Genomic DNA, 17458 nt, shown 5'->3' with positions numbered 1-17458 from the left:
CCGGCAGCACGCAGCACACCAGAACAAGAACACGGGGACGCGCTTCGCGAAGCGGAGCAATCATTAAACCAGGATGAAGCAGCAGAAGACATGAGCAAAGAAAGTATCCAGGAAGTCGTCCAGAAGAGTCTCGAGGACTATTTCAACGATCTGGGCGAACAAAAGCCGACCAACATCTACGACATGATGGTGCTGACCGTCGAAAAGCCCGTCCTCGAAGTCGTCATGTCGCGCGCCGACGGCAACCAGTCGCACGCCGCGCAGATGCTGGGCATTAACCGGAACACTTTGCGCAAGAAACTGCAGGAGCACGGGCTGCTCTGAGCCTGACCCACGTGGCCGCGCACCTAGCGCGGCCACGACCGGATCATCGATCCGCCTGCCCGCCGCCAGGAATTCTCAACCATAGGCCACACCATGATCAAACAAGCTCTCATTTCCGTATCCGACAAGACCGGCGTGCTCGATTTCGCCCGGGCGCTCTCGGCGCTCGGCGTCAACATCCTGTCCACCGGCGGCACCGCCAAGCTGCTGCAGGAGAACGGCGTGCCGGTGACCGAAGTGGCCGACTACACCGGTTTCCCGGAAATGCTGGATGGCCGCGTCAAGACCCTGCACCCGAAAGTGCACGGCGGCATCCTGGCGCGCCGCGATTTCCCCGAGCACGTCGCCAAGCTGGAAGAGCACGGCATTCCGCAGATCGACATGGTCGTGGTCAACCTGTACCCGTTCCAGCAGACCGTCGCCAAACAAGAGTGCTCGCTGGAAGACGCGATCGAGAACATCGACATCGGCGGCCCGACCATGCTGCGTTCGGCGGCCAAGAACCACCGCGACGTGGTCGTGATCGTCGACCCGCTTGACTATGGCGTGGTGCTGGCCGAGATGAAAGGCCAGGGCGAAGCCACCGGCCCGGTCAGCTATGAAACCAGGTTCCGCCTGGCCAAGAAGGTGTTCGCGCACACCGCGCAGTACGACGGTGCGATCACCAATTACCTGACCAGCCTGGGCGAAGACCGCGCGCACGCGACCCGCTCGCGCTTCCCGCAGACCCTGAACATGGGCTTCGAAAAAGTCCAGGACATGCGCTACGGCGAGAACCCGCACCAGGACGCGGCCTTCTACCGCGACCTCGTCACGGTCGACGGTGCGCTGGCCAACTACACCCAGCTGCAGGGCAAGGAACTGTCGTACAACAATATCGCCGATGCGGATGCGGCCTGGGAATGCGTCAAGTCGCTGGGCGGCATGCAGCAGCCGGCCGGTTGCGTGATCGTCAAGCACGCCAACCCGTGCGGCGTGGCGATCGGCTTTGACGCCCTGGACGCCTACTCGCGCGCGCTGCAGACCGATCCGACCTCGGCCTTCGGCGGCATCATCGCCTTCAACGTCGAAGTCGACGGCAAGGCGGCCGAAGCGCTGAGCAAGCTGTTCGTCGAAGTGCTGATCGCGCCATCGTTTACCGCGGAAGCACGCCAGATCATGGCGGCCAAGCAGAACGTGCGCCTGCTGGAAATCGCGCTGGGCGCCGGCCAGAACCCCTATGACGTCAAGCGCGTCGGCGGCGGCCTGCTGGCGCAGTCGCCGGATGCGAAAAACGTCGGCCTGGGCGACCTGCGCGTGGTCACCAAGAAGCAGCCTACCCCGCAGCAGCTGCAAGACATGATGTTCGCCTGGCGCGTGGCCAAGTTCGTAAAATCGAACGCCATCGTGTTCTGCGCCAATGGCATGACGCTGGGCGTCGGCGCCGGTCAGATGAGCCGTATCGACTCGGCCCGCATCGCCTCGATCAAGGCCCAGAACGCCGGTCTGTCACTCACCGGTTCGGCTGTGGCGTCGGACGCCTTCTTCCCGTTCCGCGACGGCCTGGACGTGGTGGTCGACGCCGGCGCGACCTGCGTGATCCACCCGGGCGGCTCGATGCGCGACCAGGAAGTGATCGACGCCGCCGACGAGCGCGGCGTGGTGATGCTGTACACGGGTACCCGTCACTTCCGTCATTAATTGGCAGCATATCCGCAGGGTCGGCGGGAAACCCGCCAACCCTGCGTGCATCAAACACGGGCATGCGATAAGAGCCTATCCCGGTAGGTGGGAGTCGCTCCTGGCGCGCCTGACGGGCGTGCGCGGCGTTGCTCGTCGTTGCATGGCTCGCCATGCGGCCTCCTCGCGCCTTGCTCGCGCCCGCCATGCATCACCATGAGCTTCCCCCCACCTACCGGGATAGGCTCTAAATCGTGCCCGACCTGTGTTTTTGCACAGTATTTTTCCCACGAACACCCCCAGCCGGGGTAACATTCCGTAATGATTATTCTCGGCATCGACCCGGGCCTGCGCACGACGGGGTTCGGCGTCATCGAAAAAAACGGCGCCAGGCTGCGCTACATCGCCTCGGGCACCATCAAGACCGGGCTGGAGGGCGCGTTGCCGCCGCGGCTCAAGGTCATCCTGCACGGCGTCAGCGAAATCATCGCCACCTACCGTCCAGCCTGCTCCGCCATCGAAAAAGTCTTCGTCAACGTGAACCCGCAATCGACCCTGCTCCTGGGGCAGGCGCGCGGCGCGGCGATCACGGCCCTGGTCAGCGCCGACCTCGACGTGGCCGAATACACGGCGGTGCAGGTCAAGCAGGCCGTGGTCGGCACCGGCAAGGCGGCCAAGCCGCAGGTGCAGGACATGGTCGCGCGCCTGCTCAAGCTGCCGGGCCTGCCGGGCACCGATGCCGCCGACGCCCTGGGCGTCGCCATCTGCCACGCCCACAGCATCGACACCCTGGCGCTGCTGAATGGTCTAGCGCCCGCCGGGCAGGCGCTGCGCATGAAGAACAGCCGCCTCGTTTCATAAAACACGTAAGGAACACCGATGATCGGTCGCCTCTCTGGAATCCTGCTCGAAAAAGCGCCGCCGCACGTGCTGGTCGATTGCAATGGCGTCGGCTACGAAGTCGACGTGCCGATGAGCACTTTCTATAACCTGCCGCATACCGGCGAAAAAGTCGTGCTGTTCACCCACCTGGTGGTGCGCGAGGATGCGCACCTGCTGTTCGGCTTCGGCAGCGCGTCCGAACGTGCGCTGTTTCGCCAGCTGATCAAGATCACCGGCATCGGCGCGCGCATGGCGCTGGCGATCCTGTCCGGCATGACGGTGGCCGAGCTGTCGCAGGCCGTCACCCTGCAGGAAACCGGCCGCCTGGTGAAGGTGCCGGGCATCGGCAAGAAGACGGCCGAACGCCTGCTGCTCGAACTGAAGGGCAAGCTCGGCGCCGACATCGGCATGGTCGCCGGCGCCGCCCGTGACGACGCGCAGGTGGACGTGCTCAATGCGCTGGCCGCGCTGGGGTATTCTGACAAGGAAGCGCTCCTCGCGATCAAGAACATGCCCGCCGGCGCCAGCGTCTCGGACGGCATCAAGTTCGCGCTGAAGGCGCTGTCCAAAGGCTGAACGGAACATTAAGCGATGAGCATCCAGACCGATAGTTTCACCGAACAGCGCGTGATCGACGCCGCGCCGGCCTCGCCCAACGAAGAGGCGATCGAACGCGCCTTGCGTCCGAAGCAGCTGGACGAATACGTCGGCCAGGAAAAGATCCGCGACCAGCTCGAGATCTTTATTCAAGCAGCGCGCAAGCGGCGCGAGGCGCTCGACCACACCCTGCTGTTCGGCCCGCCGGGCCTGGGCAAGACCACGCTGGCCCACATCATCGCGCGCGAGATGGGCGTCAACCTGCGCCAGACCTCGGGCCCGGTGCTCGAGCGCCCTGGCGACCTGGCGGCGCTGCTGACCAACCTCGAGCCGAACGACGTGCTGTTCATCGACGAGATCCACCGCCTGTCGCCGGTGGTCGAAGAGATCCTGTATCCGGCGCTCGAGGACTACCAGATCGACATCATGATCGGCGAGGGGCCGGCTGCGCGCTCGGTCAAGCTCGACCTGCAGCCGTTCACCCTGGTCGGCGCCACCACCCGCGCCGGCATGCTGACCAATCCGCTGCGCGACCGCTTCGGCATCGTGGCGCGCCTGGAGTTCTACAACGTCGAGGAGCTGACCAAGATCGTGGCGCGCAGCGCCGCGCTGCTCGGCGCGCCGATCGACGGGGACGGCGCGCGCGAAGTCGCCAAGCGTGCGCGCGGCACGCCGCGCATCGCCAACCGCCTGCTGCGCCGGGTGCGCGACTATGCCGAAGTGAAGGGCAACGGCGAGATCACGAGCGAGACGGCCGACCGCGCGCTCAAGATGCTCGACGTCGACACCGTCGGCTTCGACGTGATGGACCGCAAGCTGCTCGAGGCGGTGCTGTTCAAGTTCGCCGGCGGCCCGGTCGGCATCGGCAACCTGGCGGCGGCGATCGGCGAGGCCGCCGACACCATCGAGGACGTGCTGGAGCCGTACCTGATCCAGCAGGGCTATCTGCAGCGCACCCCGCGCGGGCGCATCGCCACGCCGCTGGCCTACCAGCACTTCGGCGTCACCGCCCCGCGCATCAGCCCGACGGGCGATCTCTGGGACAGCCTACCGCCGGCCTGAGCGGCAGGCGGGCGTCAGGAACCGCGCCGCCGCGGTGCGAAGAGCGCCATGGCGGGCGCGCTGCGATACACGACCGTCAGGTACAGCAGCACGTTCAGGGCGATGACGGCGCCGGCCAGCCACAGCACCTGCGCCGAACCGCCGCGCCACAGCAGGGCGGCGCTGGCCAAGGTCGGCACGCCCAGCAGTACCGCCGCCAGCGCGCGCAGCAGCGTCGAACGGCGCAGGCGCTGGCCGGCCATCCCGACCAGGATGAAGCCGCTCGCCGCCAGCACCACGCAGGCCAGCGCCGCGCCGGCCCTGCCCGTATCCGGGGGCATGCCGCCGACGCGGATCAGTATCGCCGGTGAGATCAGCACCAGCACGCCGGCCACCAGGCTGGTCAGGCGAAGGAACATCATGGCAAGTCCTTGCGCTGCGAGGGGAATGATGGTGTTCGATGTCATGGCTGGCACTGGATAACGTCCTGCCGGTTCGGCAGTGAAGCCAAGATATCACACAGGAAACCATAGCTGCCGGGAATGTGTCCTCTTGCGGGAGCATGACTCACATCAACGGTGCGCCGATCGGATGACAGTTGTCATCCCGAATCGATGGCAAGCGCTTCTGTCGGCATGGATAGCGCAGCGACATACTGGCCTTACACCAACCCTGTGAGGAAACCATGTCCACCCCCGTCCTGAAAGCCGTCATCGCCGCCACCGGCCTCACCCTGTCCACCCTGGCCCTCGCCGCCGCCACCCTGGTCCAGGACGTGCGCGTCTTCGACGGCAAGGCCGTGCACGAACGCCGTTCGGTGCTGTTCGACGGCGGCGTCATCGTCGACGCCGACTTTCGCGGCGCGCCGCCCGCAGGCAGCCGCATCGTCGGGGGCGCCGGCCGCACCCTGTTGCCGGGCCTGATCGACGCCCACACCCATGCGTTCAAGCAGCTCGACCTGCCGCTGCTGTTCGGCGTCACCACCCAGGTCGACATGTTCACCGCCGTGCCGCTGATGCAGGAGGTCAAGGCCAGCATGGCGGCCGGCCGCAATGCGGGGCGGGCCGACATGTTCTCGGCCGGCACCCTGGCCACGGCCCCGAACGGCCACGGCACCCAGTACGGCCTGCCGATCCCGACCCTGAGCCGGCCGGAACAGGCGCGCGACTTCGTCGATGCCCGCATCGCCGAAGGCTCGGACTTCATCAAGATCGTGCTCGAAGCCGGCGGACAGGGCACGAGCAGGAAGAACTCGCTCGACCTGGCCACCGCCAGGGCGCTGATCGAGGCCGCCCACCTGCGCGGCAAGCTGGCCGTGGTCCACGTCAGCAACGAGAGGGATGCGCGGGCCGCGCTGGAGGCCGGCGCCGACGGCCTGGTGCACCTGTTCCTGGGCGCCGCGCCCGATCGACAGGCCGTCGACAGCCTGGCCCGGCTGGCCCGGACCAGGGGCGCCTTCGTGATTCCGACCTTCACGGTCCTGGAAAGCATGGCCGGCGTGCGCAGCGACGACCTGCTCGCCGACGCCCGGCTGGCGGCGCTGATCGACCGCGAAGGCGCCGCCACGCTCAAGGCGCGCTATGGCGCACAGGCGCGGCCACAGGCGCTGGCGGCGCCGAAAGCCGTCACCGCCGCCCTGCGCAAGGCCGGCGTGCCGGTCCTGGCCGGAACCGATGCGGGCAACGCCGGCACCCTGTACGGCGTCAGCATGCACCGCGAACTGGCGGCGCTGGTCGAGGCCGGCCTGAGCCCGGTCGAGGCGCTGGCCGCCGCCACCAGCGCGCCGGCCGCGGCCTTCAGGCTGGGCCGGCGCGGCTGCATCGCCAGGGGCTGCAAGGCCGACCTGCTGCTGGTCGAAGGAAATCCCGCGGCCGACGTACGCGCCACGCGCCATATCGTCGAAGTCTGGAAGGATGGCCAGAGCGCCAATCCCCTGCGCGATGCGCGGCGCCAGCGGGTGGCGCAGGAGAGCCGCGGCGCCACGCGCCAGGCGCTGCCGCCGGATGGCCGCATCAGCGACTTCAGCGCCGGCCGCCTGGGCAGCCCGTTCGGCAGCGGCTGGCTGCCGTCGACCGACCAGTTCGCGGGCGGCAAGTCGACCGTCAGGCTCGAGGTGCTGCCGCCGCTGACCGATGGGCAAGTGCCGCTGGCGGTCAGCGCCACGGTGGCGCCGGGTCTGCCGTTCGCCTGGTCCAGCGTGGCCTTCATGCCCGGCGCCCAGCCGATGCAGCCGGCCGACCTGAGCGCGGCGAAGACGCTGCGCTTCAGGGTGCGCGGCGACGGCCAGACCTACCAGGTGATGCTGATGGGCGCCGGCAACCAGCGCCCGAGTATGGTGCCGTTCGTGGCCAAGGGGGAATGGGAAGAAGTCAGCGTGCCTCTGGCGGCCTTTGCCGGCATCGATCCGGCCGCCGTCGCCATGCTAGCATTCAGTGCCGGCCCGCAGCCGGGCGACTACCGCTTCGAACTCGCCGACGTGCGCCTGCTGGAACACGAATAAGGATGGAGCCCACCATGACGACGACCCTCAGGCAAGCGCTGGCACGGCCCTGGATTCCGCCCGAATACGGCAGGCTGCAATACGTCTGGCTGCTGTCGCTCGGCTACCTGTTCTGGAAGTTCGCCTATGTGAGGCCGGACGCGCTCGAACTGGCGCTGCTGGCGCTGACCCTGGCCGCCTTCGTTCCGTTGTACTGCGCCAGCTTCTGGGCGCGCGGCTGGCAGGTGGGCGCCTGCGTGGCGGCCGGCTGCCTGCTTGGCACGCTGTGGGCGCGCTGGAACCCGGGCGCCGCATCGTTCTTCATCTTCGCCTGCGCCATGTGCGCCCGGATCCCGGGAACGGGCCGCGCCATCGGCGCCATGCTGGGCGTGATCGCCTGCGGCGGCGCCGTCTCGTTCCTGGCCGGACCGATGCAGCTCATCTTCTTGATGCCGATCCTGATGGCCGGCCTGCCGGTCGGGCTGTCGTGCATCATGGATGAGCGCAAGCGCAGCGCGCGGGCCCAACTCATGCGCAAGCAGGAAGAGGTGGAGCACATGGCGCGCATCGCCGAGCGCGAGCGCATCTCGCGCGACCTGCACGACCTGCTCGGCCACTCGCTGTCGCTGATCGCCCTCAAGGCCGAGCTGGCGGGCAAGCTGGCGGGGCGCGACAGCGCCGCCTGTGCGCGCGAGATCGCCGACATCGAGGCCAGCGCGCGCACCGCCCTGGCCGAGGTGCGCACGGCCGTTACCGGCTACCGCGAGAGCGGCCTGGCCCAGGCCCTGGCCAGCGCCCGCGCCAGCCTGCAGGCGGCCGATGTCGCCCTGGACGAGCGCGTCGAGCCGATCGACCTGGCCCCGGCCGCCGAGCACGTGGTGGCGCTGGCGCTGCGCGAGGCGGTGACGAATATCGTGCGCCACGCCCAGGCGTCGCGCTGCACGCTGTCGCTGCGCCGCGAGGACGGCCACGCCGTGCTGCGCGTGCGCGACGACGGGCGCCTGCGCGATACCGATGCGCTGCTCCATGGCAACGGACTGGCCGGCATGCAGGAGCGCGTGGCGGCGCTGGGCGGCCGCCTGTCGCTGCGCGCTTGCGACGGGCTGGCGCTCGAGCTGCAGGTGCCGGCATGATCCGCGTCCTGATCGCCGAAGACCAGAAGCTGGTGCTGGGCGCCCTGAGCGCCTTGCTGCGGCTGGAGCCGGACGTCGAAGTGGTGGCCGGCGCCTGCGACGGCCGCGAGGCGCTGGACCTGTGCGAACGGCTGATCCCCGACATCGTCCTGACCGATATCGAGATGCCGCACATGACCGGCATCGAACTGGCCCGGGCGCTGGCCGAGCGCAGGCTGGCCTGCAAGGTCGTGGTGGTGACGACCTTCGCTCGCAGCGGCTACCTGCGGCGCGCCATGGAGGCCGGCGTGCGCGGCTACCTGCTCAAGGATGCGCCGGTCGACGCGCTGGCCGACGCCATCCGCGTCGTGCATGCGGGCGGGCGCGCGATCGCGCCCGAGTTGGCACTGGAAAGCTGGAACGCCGGCAGCGACCCGCTGACCGAGCGCGAACGCCAGGTGCTGCGCCTGGCCGGCGAGGGGCGCTCGAGCGGCGAGATCGCGCGCCAGGTCCACTTGTCCGAGGGAACGGTGCGCAACTATCTGTCGGAAGCGATCAGCAAGCTGGGCGCCGGGAACCGCGTGGAAGCGTATCGGATAGCGCGCGATGCGGGATGGCTGTAGCGGCCGGCTACAGGAGCTGGGTGCCGCGGCGCTCGCGCTGGCGGCGCACCGGGAGCCATTGGATCGGCCTGGGCGCGCGCCGGGCAGGCGTCCTGGGCACGATCGGCTGCTGCGGCACATGGGTCAGCGGATAGATGAAGCTGAGGTACAGCAGGCTCGTCAGCATCAACAGGAAGGTGCACAGACAGACCATCAGCATATTGCTGGCATGCCAGATCACGATGCCGCTGGCGCCGAAGGGGAGCATCAGGAGCAGGGCGGCGAACGAGCGCAGCAGGGAATCGCGGTGCATGCGGTGGCCGGCCATCGCGACCAGGAAGAAGCCGCCCGACCCGAGCGCCACGCCGACCAGCACGATATACGGCTCGATCCAGTCCGGGATGCCGTGCGCGGTCGAGGCCAGCAAGGCGGCCGGCAACAGGATGGCGAAGACGCCGCCAGCCAGGCTGAGCAGGCGAATCACGCGCATGGCCCGTCCGCGGAAGACGGGGCGTGCGGCACGCGCTACGGAAGTCGGTTTCATGGCGCCTAAGCTAAGGTGGGCTGGAAGTAACGTCCGGCAACACGTCGCGGTTGACGCGAGGTCGACTTGATCTTGACGATAGCATAGCCGACATTGCCTGGCGCGTGCCTAGTGACCGACGCTCTTCGAAAACAGGTTGATGACCAGCACCCCGGCGATGATCAGGGCCAGGCCGGCGATGGCCGCCAGGTCCAGGCTTTGGCGGAAATACAACCAGCTGACCAGCGAGATGAGCACGATGCCGACACCGGACCAGATCGCGTAGGCGATGCCGGTGGGCAGCACGCGCAGGCTGAAGGTGAGCAGGTAGAACGACAGCGCGTAGCAGCCGACCGTGACCAGGCTCGGAACGGGACGGGTAAAACTGTCGGAGGCCTTGAGGGCGGTGGTGCCGATCACTTCGGCGACGATGGCGAAGCCAAGGAAGATATAAGCTTGATTCAGCGTCATCGGGAAGAACAACGGCCCGTCGCCGGGCCGCCGTGAGGTTTATTGTTCGCGCTGCCAGGTCTGGGTGCGGCCGAACATCGGGGCGCCGACATAGCCGCGCACTTCGAGCTTGTTGCCATTGTCGGCCAGGCTGGCCTTGCTCTTGTAGGTCTTGCCGGCCGCCGGGTCGAGGATCTCGCCGCCGGTGTACTCGTTGCCGTCCTTCCTGAGGCCCGACAGGATGGTCATGCCGATGATCGGCTGGTCCTTGCGCGCGTCGCTGCATTTCACGCATTTCGGGTTCTGGTCTTCGGACGGTTCGCGGTACAGCTTCTCGATCTTGCCGGTCAGGACGCCGCCTTCCTCGCTGATGCGCACCAGCGCCTTCGGCTTGCCGGTCTTGTCGTCGATGGTCTTCCAGGCGCCGACCGGCGAGGCGTTCTGCGCCAATGCGGCGGTGGGCAGGGCGAGCATGGCCGCGGCGATCAGGCCGGCTTGCATCAGATGTCGCATGGTGAGTCTCCTGTATTGTTGTTGGTATGACGGAGTGTAGCAAAGCCGCTTGCGGGCGGGATGGCCGGAATCCGAGGATTCCTTCCAAATCGGGGGCGCTATGGCGCGTTGCGCACGTCTTCCGGGGTCACCTGGTGGCGCCGCTCGGCCGGGCGGGTCAGCACGCGCATCGCCACTTCCAGCGGCACGCCGAGCTCGGCGAGCTGGCGCGCGGCGTTGACGCGCTGGTCGGGAAACGCCTCGTGAATCACGGCGTCGATGTGCAGGGAGGTCTTGTAGTCGCTTCGTCGGTCCATAGGCAAATCGTATCATGTATTTATGTGGCGCCATTTCTCACAAAACGGCGGGGCGATTGCGGGGCCAATCTATTTTTTTTCGATGCAAATTTCCCTCTAACTATTGTATCTTGTGGCATCTTTACCAAAGGTAAATCTTCAACCTCTCCTACGCGACAAGGACTTTGCATGAACGATCTGGTAAACGCCATCAATGGCATCATCTGGAGCCCCGCGCTGATCGCGCTGTGCCTGGGCGTGGGGCTGTATTTCTCGCTCCGGTCGCGTTTCCTGCAGGTGCGCCACGTGCGGGAGATGACCCGCCTAATGCTTGAAGGTAAAAGCTCGGAGCAGGGCGTGTCCTCCTTCCAGGCGCTGACGATGACGCTCGCCGGCCGGGTCGGCACCGGCAACATCGCCGGCGTGGCCACCGCCATCACCTTCGGCGGCCCCGGCGCGGTGTTCTGGATGTGGGCGGTGGCCTTCCTGGGCGCCAGCTCGGCGTTCGTCGAGTCGACGCTGGGCCAGGTCTACAAGGAGCAGATCGGCAAGCAGTACCGCGGCGGTCCCGCCTTCTACATCGAGAAGGGCCTGGGCGTCAAATGGTATGCCTGGACCTTCGCGATCGCGACGGTGTTCGCCACCGGCCTGCTGCTGCCCGGCGTGCAGGCCAACTCGATCGCCGAGGGGCTGAAGACGGCCGTCGGCATCGATCCGAACGTCACCGCCGCCGTCCTGGCCATTGCGCTGGCCTTCATCATCTTCGGCGGCGTCAAGCGCATCGCGACCTTCGCCGAGCTGGTGGTGCCGTTCATGGCGCTGGGCTATATCGTGGTGGCCTGCGTCATCGTGTTCCTGCACATCGAGCAGTTGCCGGCGGTGATCTCGCTGATCATCAGCTCCGCCTTCGGCCTTGACGCCGGCTTTGGCGCCATCATCGGCATGGCCATCATGTGGGGCGTCAAGCGCGGCGTGTACTCGAACGAAGCGGGCCAGGGCACCGGCCCGCACGCCTCATCCGCCGCCGAAGTCAGCCATCCGGCCAAGCAGGGCCTGGTGCAGGGCTTCTCGGTCTATATCGACACCCTGTTCGTGTGCTCGGCCACTGCCTTCATGCTCCTGATTACCGGCCAGTACAACGTCGAGGCGCCGAACGGCACCCAGATGTTCGTCGGCGTGCAGGGCGTGGCGGCCGGCCCCGGCTATGTGCAGACCGCGCTCGAGAACGTGATGCCGGGCTTCGGCGCGCTGTTCGTGGCGATCGCGCTGCTGTTCTTCGCCTTCACCACGATCGTCGCTTACTACTATATCGCCGAGACCAATATCGCCTACATGGACCGCCACGCGCGCCATCCGTGGCTCAATTTCGCGCTCAAGATCGCGATCGTGGCCGCCACCGTCTACGGCGCGATCAAGACCGCCGATGTCGCCTGGGCGCTGGGCGACTTGGGCGTCGGCCTGATGGCCTGGTTGAACATCGTGGCGATCGTCCTGCTGCGCAACGTCGCTTTCAAGTGCCTGCGCGACTACGAAGCGCAGAAGAAAGCCGGCAAGGATCCGGTCTTCGATCCGGTGGCGCTCGGCATCAAGAACGCCGACTATTGGGTGCAGCGTAACGCCGCGGCGCGCACGCAGCAGGAGAGCGTGCGCCTCGACGACACGCCGGTCAAGTAAGACGCTACTCGCGCAGCGCCTGCGCCGGCCGCAGGCGCATCGCCGCCAGCGCGTGGCGCAGCGTGGCCGCCAGGGTCACCGCGCAGGACAGCAGCAATCCCAGCGCCAGCGTCCAGCCGCCGATTGGCGCGCGGGTGGCGAAGCCGCTCAGGTACTGCTGGATCGCGATCCAGGCCAGCGGCAGTCCGAGCAGGGCGCCGGCCACCTGGTCCATGAAAACGGCGGCACGGTGCGCTATGCGAAATCGGTGGGCCGGGGCGCCCGCTTCGTGATCAGCTTCTAGCCGGCCGCGAAATACGACAGGAACATCGACACCGCGGCGTCGATGACGCGCTCCTGCTCGGCCGGCGCGAGCGGCGTGGCGCCCATCGCGATCTGCGGCCAGAAGGCGAAGGTCTTGATCTGGCCCTGCAGCAGCGTGGCGGCGAACGTCGGATCGCCCGCCTTGAGTTTGCCGTCGGCCTGCGCCGCGCGGATCCAGGCCGTGACGCCTTCCTCGCGTTCGCCCAGGCGGGCAAGGATGGGCAGCGTGCGCTCCGGCGCGTGGATCGCCTCGCCGATCGCCACCCGCGCCAGCGCGATGAATTCCGGATCGGCCAGGGTGCGCATTTTCAGCGACATCAATTCGACCAGTTGCTCGCGCAGGCTGCGCTCCGGCTGGTAGCGCAGTTCGAGCTGGCCCGCGCTGCGCTCGAACATCTGCATCACCGTTTCGCCGAACAGTTCTTCCTTGCTGCCGAAGTGGTTGTACACGGTGCGCTTCGATACGCCCGCGAGCGCGGCGATGCCGTCCATGCTGGCGGTTTCATAACCATGGACGCGAAACTGCTCGGCAGCGGCGGCCAGGATGGCGCTGCGTTTTCGGTCGGTCAGGCGGGTGGGCGTGTGCATGCGCGAATTCTACACTCGGCAGTTTACTTTCTCAAATTTCGATACTACACTGTGTAGTGTACTTTACGACTACTATCGCAACTATCGACCTATGCGCCTACTCCTCGGCATTCTCTTTCTCGGAGCACTCGCCATCACGGCGTCCTGCACCTCCATCGCCGGCACCGCCACCGCGTCGGCTTCGCCCCAATTCCATGACGGGAAATACCGTAATCCGGTCGAGATACACAAGCTGAGCCTTGGCGAGATGGCCAAGGTGTGGTGGATTTTCCTGTTCGACAAGCCCCAGGGCACGATTCCCGAGCAGGCGGTACCGGTCCGCACCCTGAGCCAGGCGGCACTGCTGGCCGCGCCCGACAACACGCTGTACCGGCTCGGCCACTCGACCATGCTGATCAAGCTCGGCGGCGAGTTCTATCTTACCGATCCGGTGTTTTCCGAACGCGCCTCGCCCGTGCAATGGGCCGGCCCGGCGCGCTTTCATGCGCCGCCGATCTCGATCGACGAACTGCCGCCGATCAAGGCGGTGATCCTGTCGCACGACCACTACGACCATCTCGACTACGCCGCCATCAAGGCGCTGGCGGCCAAGACGACGCTGTTCCTGACGCCGCTCGGCGTGGGCGACCGGCTGGTTGGCTGGGGCGTGGACCGGGCCAAGGTGCGCCAGTTCGACTGGTGGCAGGGTACGGAGGTGGGCAACGTGCGCTTCACGGCGACGCCGGCCCAGCATTTCTCGGGCCGCACCCTGGCCGATGCGAACACGACCCTGTGGGCATCGTGGGTGATCCAGCATGACGACCTGCGCCTGTTCTTCAGCGGCGACACCGGTTACTTCAAGGGCTTCAAGGAGATCGGCGCCAGGTTCGGCCCGTTCGACGTGGCGCTGCTGGAAACCGGCGCCTACGACAAGCGCTGGCCCGACGTCCACATGCAGCCCGAGGAAACCATGCAGGCCTTCCTCGACCTGAAAGCGCACTGGCTGTTCCCGGTGCATAATGGCACCTTCGACCTGGGGATGCATCGCTGGCAGGATCCGTTCGACCGCATCGCGCAGCTGGCCGACGACGAGGGCGTCAGCCTGACCACACCCGAGATGGGCGAGGCGCTGGACTTGAAGCAGCCGCATGCGGGTGGGCGCTGGTGGCGGAACCTGAAATAAAAAAACGCGGTCGAGGCCGTAATGACGTTAAGTTAAGGCGAAAGTCTTTTTGAGTTAGCGTAAAAACGTCGTCCCCACGAAGGTGGGGACCCAATCTTGCAAGCGTTTCGACGACGGTTGCAGAACTTGGGTCCCCGCCTGCGCGGGGACGACGTATTTGACGGCTAGCTCAGCAGCTTAACTTAACGGCATTACGGCCGAGGCCGCGTTTCTCATTGGGCTGCGCCGATCAGGCGGCCGGCAGCTTCTCCAGCTGTTCCTGCATCTTGGCCAGCGTCGCCGAGAAGTTCGCTACGCGTTCCTTCTCCTGCGCCACCACGGCGGCCGGCGCGCGCGCCACAAAGCTCTCGTTGGACAGCTTGCCCTCGGCCTTGGTGATCTCGCCGGAGACGCGCGCGATCTCTTTCGACAGGCGCTCGCGCTCGGCGGCGACGTCGATCTCGACCTTCAGCATCAGCTTGGTGGTGCCGACGATCGACACCGCGGCCGGCGATTCCGGCAGCGCGTCGACGATCTGCACTTCGGCGAGTTTGCCCAGCAGCTGGATGTACGGCGCGAACACCGCCATCTTCGCGCGGTCTTCCTGGTTGCCCGGCTCGACGATCAGCGGCACGCGCACCGACGGCGACAGCGACATCTCGCCGCGCAGGTTGCGGGTGGCGTCGGTCAGCGTCTTGAACTGCTCCATCCAGGCTTCGGCTTCCTCGTCGACCAGCGAGGTGTCGGCCAGCGGGTACGGCTGCAGCATGATGGTCGCGCCGGTCTTGCCGGCCAGCGGCGCGATGCTCTGCCACAGCGCCTCGGTCACGAACGGGATGATCGGATGCGCCAGGCGCAGGATCACTTCCAGCACCCGCAGCAGGGTGTGGCGGGTAGCGCGCTGCTGCGCTTCGGTGCCCTGCTGGACGCGCACCTTGGCCACTTCCAGGTACCAGTCGCAGTACTCGTCCCACACGAATTTGTAGATGCTGCTGGCGATGTTGTCGAAGCGGTAGTCGGCAAAGCCCTTGGCCACGTCCAGTTCGACGCGGTTCATCAGCGAGATGATCCAGCGATCCGCCGGAGACAGATCTTCAGGCAACGGGGCGCTGCAATCCTTGCCTTCGGTATTCATCATCACGAAGCGGGTCGCGTTCCACAGCTTGTTGCAGAAGTTGCGATAACCCTCGGCGCGGCCCAGGTCGAAGTTGATGTTGCGGCCCAGCGAAGCGTAGCTCGCCATGGTGAAGCGCACGGCGTCGGTGCCGAAGGCCGGGACTCCGTCCGGGAATTCCTTGCGGGTGGCCTTGGCGATTTTCTCGGCCGCGCGCGGGTCCATCAGGCCGGTGGTGCGCTTGGCAACCAGGCTATCGAGATCTATTCCATCAATCAGGTCGATCGGGTCGAGCGTATTGCCCTTCGACTTGGACATCTTCTGGCCCTGCGAGTCGCGCACCAGGCCGTGCACGTACACGGTCTCGAACGGCACCTTGCCGGTGAAGTGGGCGGTCATCATGACCATGCGCGCCACCCAGAAGAAGATGATGTCGAAGCCGGTGACCAGCACCGACGACGGCAGGAACATCTTCATGTCCGGCGTTTCCTCGGGCCAGCCCATGGTCGAGAAGGGCACCAGGGCCGACGAGAACCAGGTGTCGAGCACGTCGTCGTCGCGGCGCAGCGCCCCCGTGACGCCTTGCGCGGCGGCCTTGGCTTTCGCTTCTTCCTCGTCACGCGCGACGATGATGCTGCCGTCCTCGGCGAACCAGGCCGGGATGCGGTGGCCCCACCACAGCTGACGCGAGATGCACCAGTCCTGGATGTTGCCCAGCCACTGGTTATAGGTGGTGCTCCAGTTCTCGGGCACGAACTTGATCTCGCCATTGGCGACTTTTTCCAGCGCCACGTCGGTGATCGACTTGCCCGGATTGAAGGTGCCTTCGGGCGCCGGCTTGGTCATGGCGACGAACCACTGGTCGGTCAGCATCGGCTCGATCACGACGTTGGTGCGGTCGCCGCGCGGAACCATCAGCTTGTGCGGCTTGATCTGCTCCATCAGGCCGAGCGCTTCCAGGTCGGCGACGATCTGCTTGCGCGCGGCGAAGCGGTCCAGGCCGCGATACTGTTCTGGCGCGTTGTCGTTGATCTTCGCGTCCAGCGTGAAGATATTGATCGGCTCCAGGTTCGCGCGCTGGCCGACGGCGTAGTCGTTGAAGTCGTGGGCCGGCGTGATCTTGACGCAGCCGGTGCCGAATTCCTTGTCGACGTAGCTGTCGGCAATGATCGGGATCTCGCGCCCGGTCAACGGCAGCTTGATCATCTTGCCGTGCAGGTGGGCATAGCGTTCGTCAAGCGGGTCGACCGCGACCGCGACGTCGCCCAGCATGGTCTCGGGACGGGTGGTGGCGACCGTCAGGTGGCCGCTGCCGTCCGCCAGCGGATACTGGATGTACCACATCGAGCCGTCTTCTTCCTGCGAATCGACTTCGAGGTCGGAGACGGCCGTGCCCAGCACCGGGTCCCAGTTGACCAGGCGCTTGCCGCGGTAGATCAGGCCCTGCTCGTACAGGCGCACGAAGACTTCGACCACCGCCTTCGAGCGGGCGTCGTCCATCGTGAAGTATTCGCGCTGCCAGTCGGCCGAGGCGCCCAGGCGGCGCATCTGGCCGGTGATGGTGTTGCCCGACTTTTCCTTCCACTCCCAGACTTTTTCCAGGAATGCGTCGCGGCCGAGGTCGTGGCGCGAGATCTTCTGGGCGTCGAGCTGGCGCTCGACCACGATCTGGGTCGCGATGCCGGCGTGGTCGGTGCCCGGCACCCAGGCGGTGTTGTAGCCGCGCATGCGGTAATAGCGGGTCAGGCCATCCATGATGGTCTGGTTGAACGCGTGGCCCATGTGCAGGGTGCCGGTCACGTTCGGCGGCGGCAGCTGGATGCTGAAGGACGGCTTGCCCTCGTCCATGGTGGCGGTGAAGTAACCGCGTTTTTCCCACTCGGCGCGCCAGAACTGTTCAATATCGGCTGGCTCGAAAGACTTGGCTAATTCCATGATGTGCTGGTAGGTGAAATTTTTGGCGAAAGAACCATTATAGGTCACCTTACATCGCCAGCCTAACTCGGCGGAATCGCCGGATACCGGCGCTGCGCGCTGTCCCTTTCGCTCCTGCTGGGGGTCATTGTGATGCTCATTTGATTTTCCTCTAAACGCGTCTCGGATCACGCCGAAAGTCGACGGCCTGGACGAATCGCGCGCCGCGCCACCACGGTCCAAGCAGCACATCGGCATTCAAGGAGG

Annotated in this window: 18 protein-coding genes; 10 read left to right on the top strand and 8 right to left on the bottom strand. The window is 66.4% G+C overall.

Features of this window, described 5'->3' with window-relative positions:
- The first annotated feature begins 90 nt into the window (after positions 1-90).
- The 5 genes from ACZ9AQ_RS16110 (at position 91) to ruvB (ending at position 4524) form a co-directional block, all read left to right on the top strand.
- Positions 91-324, top strand: a complete 234-nt coding sequence (locus tag ACZ9AQ_RS16110) for a helix-turn-helix domain-containing protein (protein ID WP_005667930.1) — start codon at positions 91-93, stop codon at positions 322-324.
- A 93-nt stretch (positions 325-417) separates the two neighbouring features.
- The gene (gene purH, locus ACZ9AQ_RS16105) at positions 418-2004 is read left to right on the top strand and encodes a bifunctional phosphoribosylaminoimidazolecarboxamide formyltransferase/IMP cyclohydrolase (RefSeq protein ID WP_429204558.1); all 1587 of its coding nucleotides are present in this window, start codon (positions 418-420) and stop codon (positions 2002-2004) included.
- Between the two features lie 300 nt (positions 2005-2304).
- Positions 2305-2844 carry a crossover junction endodeoxyribonuclease RuvC gene (ruvC, locus tag ACZ9AQ_RS16100; RefSeq protein WP_429204557.1) on the top strand — a complete coding sequence of 180 codons (540 nt, stop codon included), beginning with the start codon at positions 2305-2307 and terminating at the stop codon, positions 2842-2844.
- Positions 2845-2862: 18 nt separating this feature from the next.
- Positions 2863-3441 carry a Holliday junction branch migration protein RuvA gene (gene ruvA / locus ACZ9AQ_RS16095; protein WP_429204555.1) on the top strand — a complete coding sequence of 193 codons (579 nt, stop codon included), beginning with the start codon at positions 2863-2865 and terminating at the stop codon, positions 3439-3441.
- Positions 3442-3456: 15 nt separating this feature from the next.
- Complete coding sequence (gene ruvB / locus ACZ9AQ_RS16090; RefSeq protein WP_429204554.1) at positions 3457-4524, top strand: Holliday junction branch migration DNA helicase RuvB; 1068 nt, start codon at positions 3457-3459, stop codon at positions 4522-4524.
- Between the two features lie 14 nt (positions 4525-4538).
- Here the strand turns inward: ruvB and ACZ9AQ_RS16085 are convergent, their stop codons facing one another.
- A complete protein-coding gene (locus tag ACZ9AQ_RS16085) occupies positions 4539-4925 on the bottom strand; it encodes a hypothetical protein (protein WP_429204553.1) in 387 nt (128 codons plus the stop codon).
- A gap of 263 nt (positions 4926-5188) precedes the next feature.
- Between ACZ9AQ_RS16085 and ACZ9AQ_RS16080 the strand changes: the two genes are divergently transcribed.
- From ACZ9AQ_RS16080 to ACZ9AQ_RS16070, 3 genes are read left to right on the top strand one after another with little or no spacing between them, the layout of a single operon-like run.
- Positions 5189-7003, top strand: coding sequence for a CIA30 family protein (locus tag ACZ9AQ_RS16080; protein ID WP_429204551.1), 1815 nt, complete (start codon positions 5189-5191; stop codon positions 7001-7003).
- Positions 7004-7017: 14 nt separating this feature from the next.
- On the top strand, positions 7018-8115 hold the full coding sequence (locus ACZ9AQ_RS16075) for a sensor histidine kinase (RefSeq protein WP_429204550.1): 1098 nt from the start codon (positions 7018-7020) through the stop codon (positions 8113-8115).
- The gene (locus tag ACZ9AQ_RS16070; protein WP_429204548.1) at positions 8112-8717 is read left to right on the top strand and encodes a response regulator transcription factor; all 606 of its coding nucleotides are present in this window, start codon (positions 8112-8114) and stop codon (positions 8715-8717) included. Before ACZ9AQ_RS16075 ends, ACZ9AQ_RS16070 begins: the two co-directional genes overlap by 4 nt.
- A gap of 7 nt (positions 8718-8724) precedes the next feature.
- Here ACZ9AQ_RS16070 and ACZ9AQ_RS16065 read toward each other — a convergent pair whose 3' ends face one another.
- The 4 genes from ACZ9AQ_RS16065 to ACZ9AQ_RS16050 all read right to left on the bottom strand — a co-directional run bounded on the left by ACZ9AQ_RS16065 (position 8725) and on the right by ACZ9AQ_RS16050 (position 10478).
- Positions 8725-9186 (bottom strand): hypothetical protein, encoded by a 462-nt coding sequence (locus ACZ9AQ_RS16065; protein WP_429204547.1) that lies wholly within the window; start codon positions 9184-9186, stop codon positions 8725-8727.
- A 162-nt stretch (positions 9187-9348) separates the two neighbouring features.
- Positions 9349-9690, bottom strand: coding sequence for an SMR family transporter (locus tag ACZ9AQ_RS16060; RefSeq protein WP_429204545.1), 342 nt, complete (start codon positions 9688-9690; stop codon positions 9349-9351).
- A 39-nt stretch (positions 9691-9729) separates the two neighbouring features.
- Entirely contained in the window at positions 9730-10182 is a 453-nt protein-coding gene (locus tag ACZ9AQ_RS16055) for a DUF2147 domain-containing protein (protein ID WP_429204544.1), read from the bottom strand.
- Between the two features lie 98 nt (positions 10183-10280).
- The gene (locus ACZ9AQ_RS16050) at positions 10281-10478 is read right to left on the bottom strand and encodes a hypothetical protein (protein WP_429204542.1); all 198 of its coding nucleotides are present in this window, start codon (positions 10476-10478) and stop codon (positions 10281-10283) included.
- A gap of 168 nt (positions 10479-10646) precedes the next feature.
- Here ACZ9AQ_RS16050 and ACZ9AQ_RS16045 point away from each other — a divergent pair, with 168 nt between their 5' ends.
- Complete coding sequence (locus ACZ9AQ_RS16045) at positions 10647-12131, top strand: alanine/glycine:cation symporter family protein (RefSeq protein WP_429204540.1); 1485 nt, start codon at positions 10647-10649, stop codon at positions 12129-12131.
- A gap of 4 nt (positions 12132-12135) precedes the next feature.
- Here the strand turns inward: ACZ9AQ_RS16045 and ACZ9AQ_RS16040 are convergent, their stop codons facing one another.
- Entirely contained in the window at positions 12136-12345 is a 210-nt protein-coding gene (locus ACZ9AQ_RS16040; protein WP_429204538.1) for a hypothetical protein, read from the bottom strand.
- A 65-nt stretch (positions 12346-12410) separates the two neighbouring features.
- A complete protein-coding gene (locus tag ACZ9AQ_RS16035; RefSeq protein WP_429204537.1) occupies positions 12411-13022 on the bottom strand; it encodes a TetR/AcrR family transcriptional regulator in 612 nt (203 codons plus the stop codon).
- A 91-nt stretch (positions 13023-13113) separates the two neighbouring features.
- On the opposite strand from ACZ9AQ_RS16035, the gene ACZ9AQ_RS16030 reads away from it, so the two are divergent.
- On the top strand, positions 13114-14184 hold the full coding sequence (locus ACZ9AQ_RS16030) for an MBL fold metallo-hydrolase (protein WP_429204535.1): 1071 nt from the start codon (positions 13114-13116) through the stop codon (positions 14182-14184).
- A gap of 229 nt (positions 14185-14413) precedes the next feature.
- Here ACZ9AQ_RS16030 and ACZ9AQ_RS16025 read toward each other — a convergent pair whose 3' ends face one another.
- Positions 14414-17212, bottom strand: coding sequence for a valine--tRNA ligase (locus tag ACZ9AQ_RS16025; RefSeq protein WP_429204534.1), 2799 nt, complete (start codon positions 17210-17212; stop codon positions 14414-14416).
- Positions 17213-17458 lie beyond the last annotated feature (246 nt).

The organism is Massilia sp. UYP34 (genome assembly GCF_056279385.1).
Note: the sequence above shows the minus strand (reverse complement) of the source record. Positions and strands in the feature narration are given on the sequence as shown.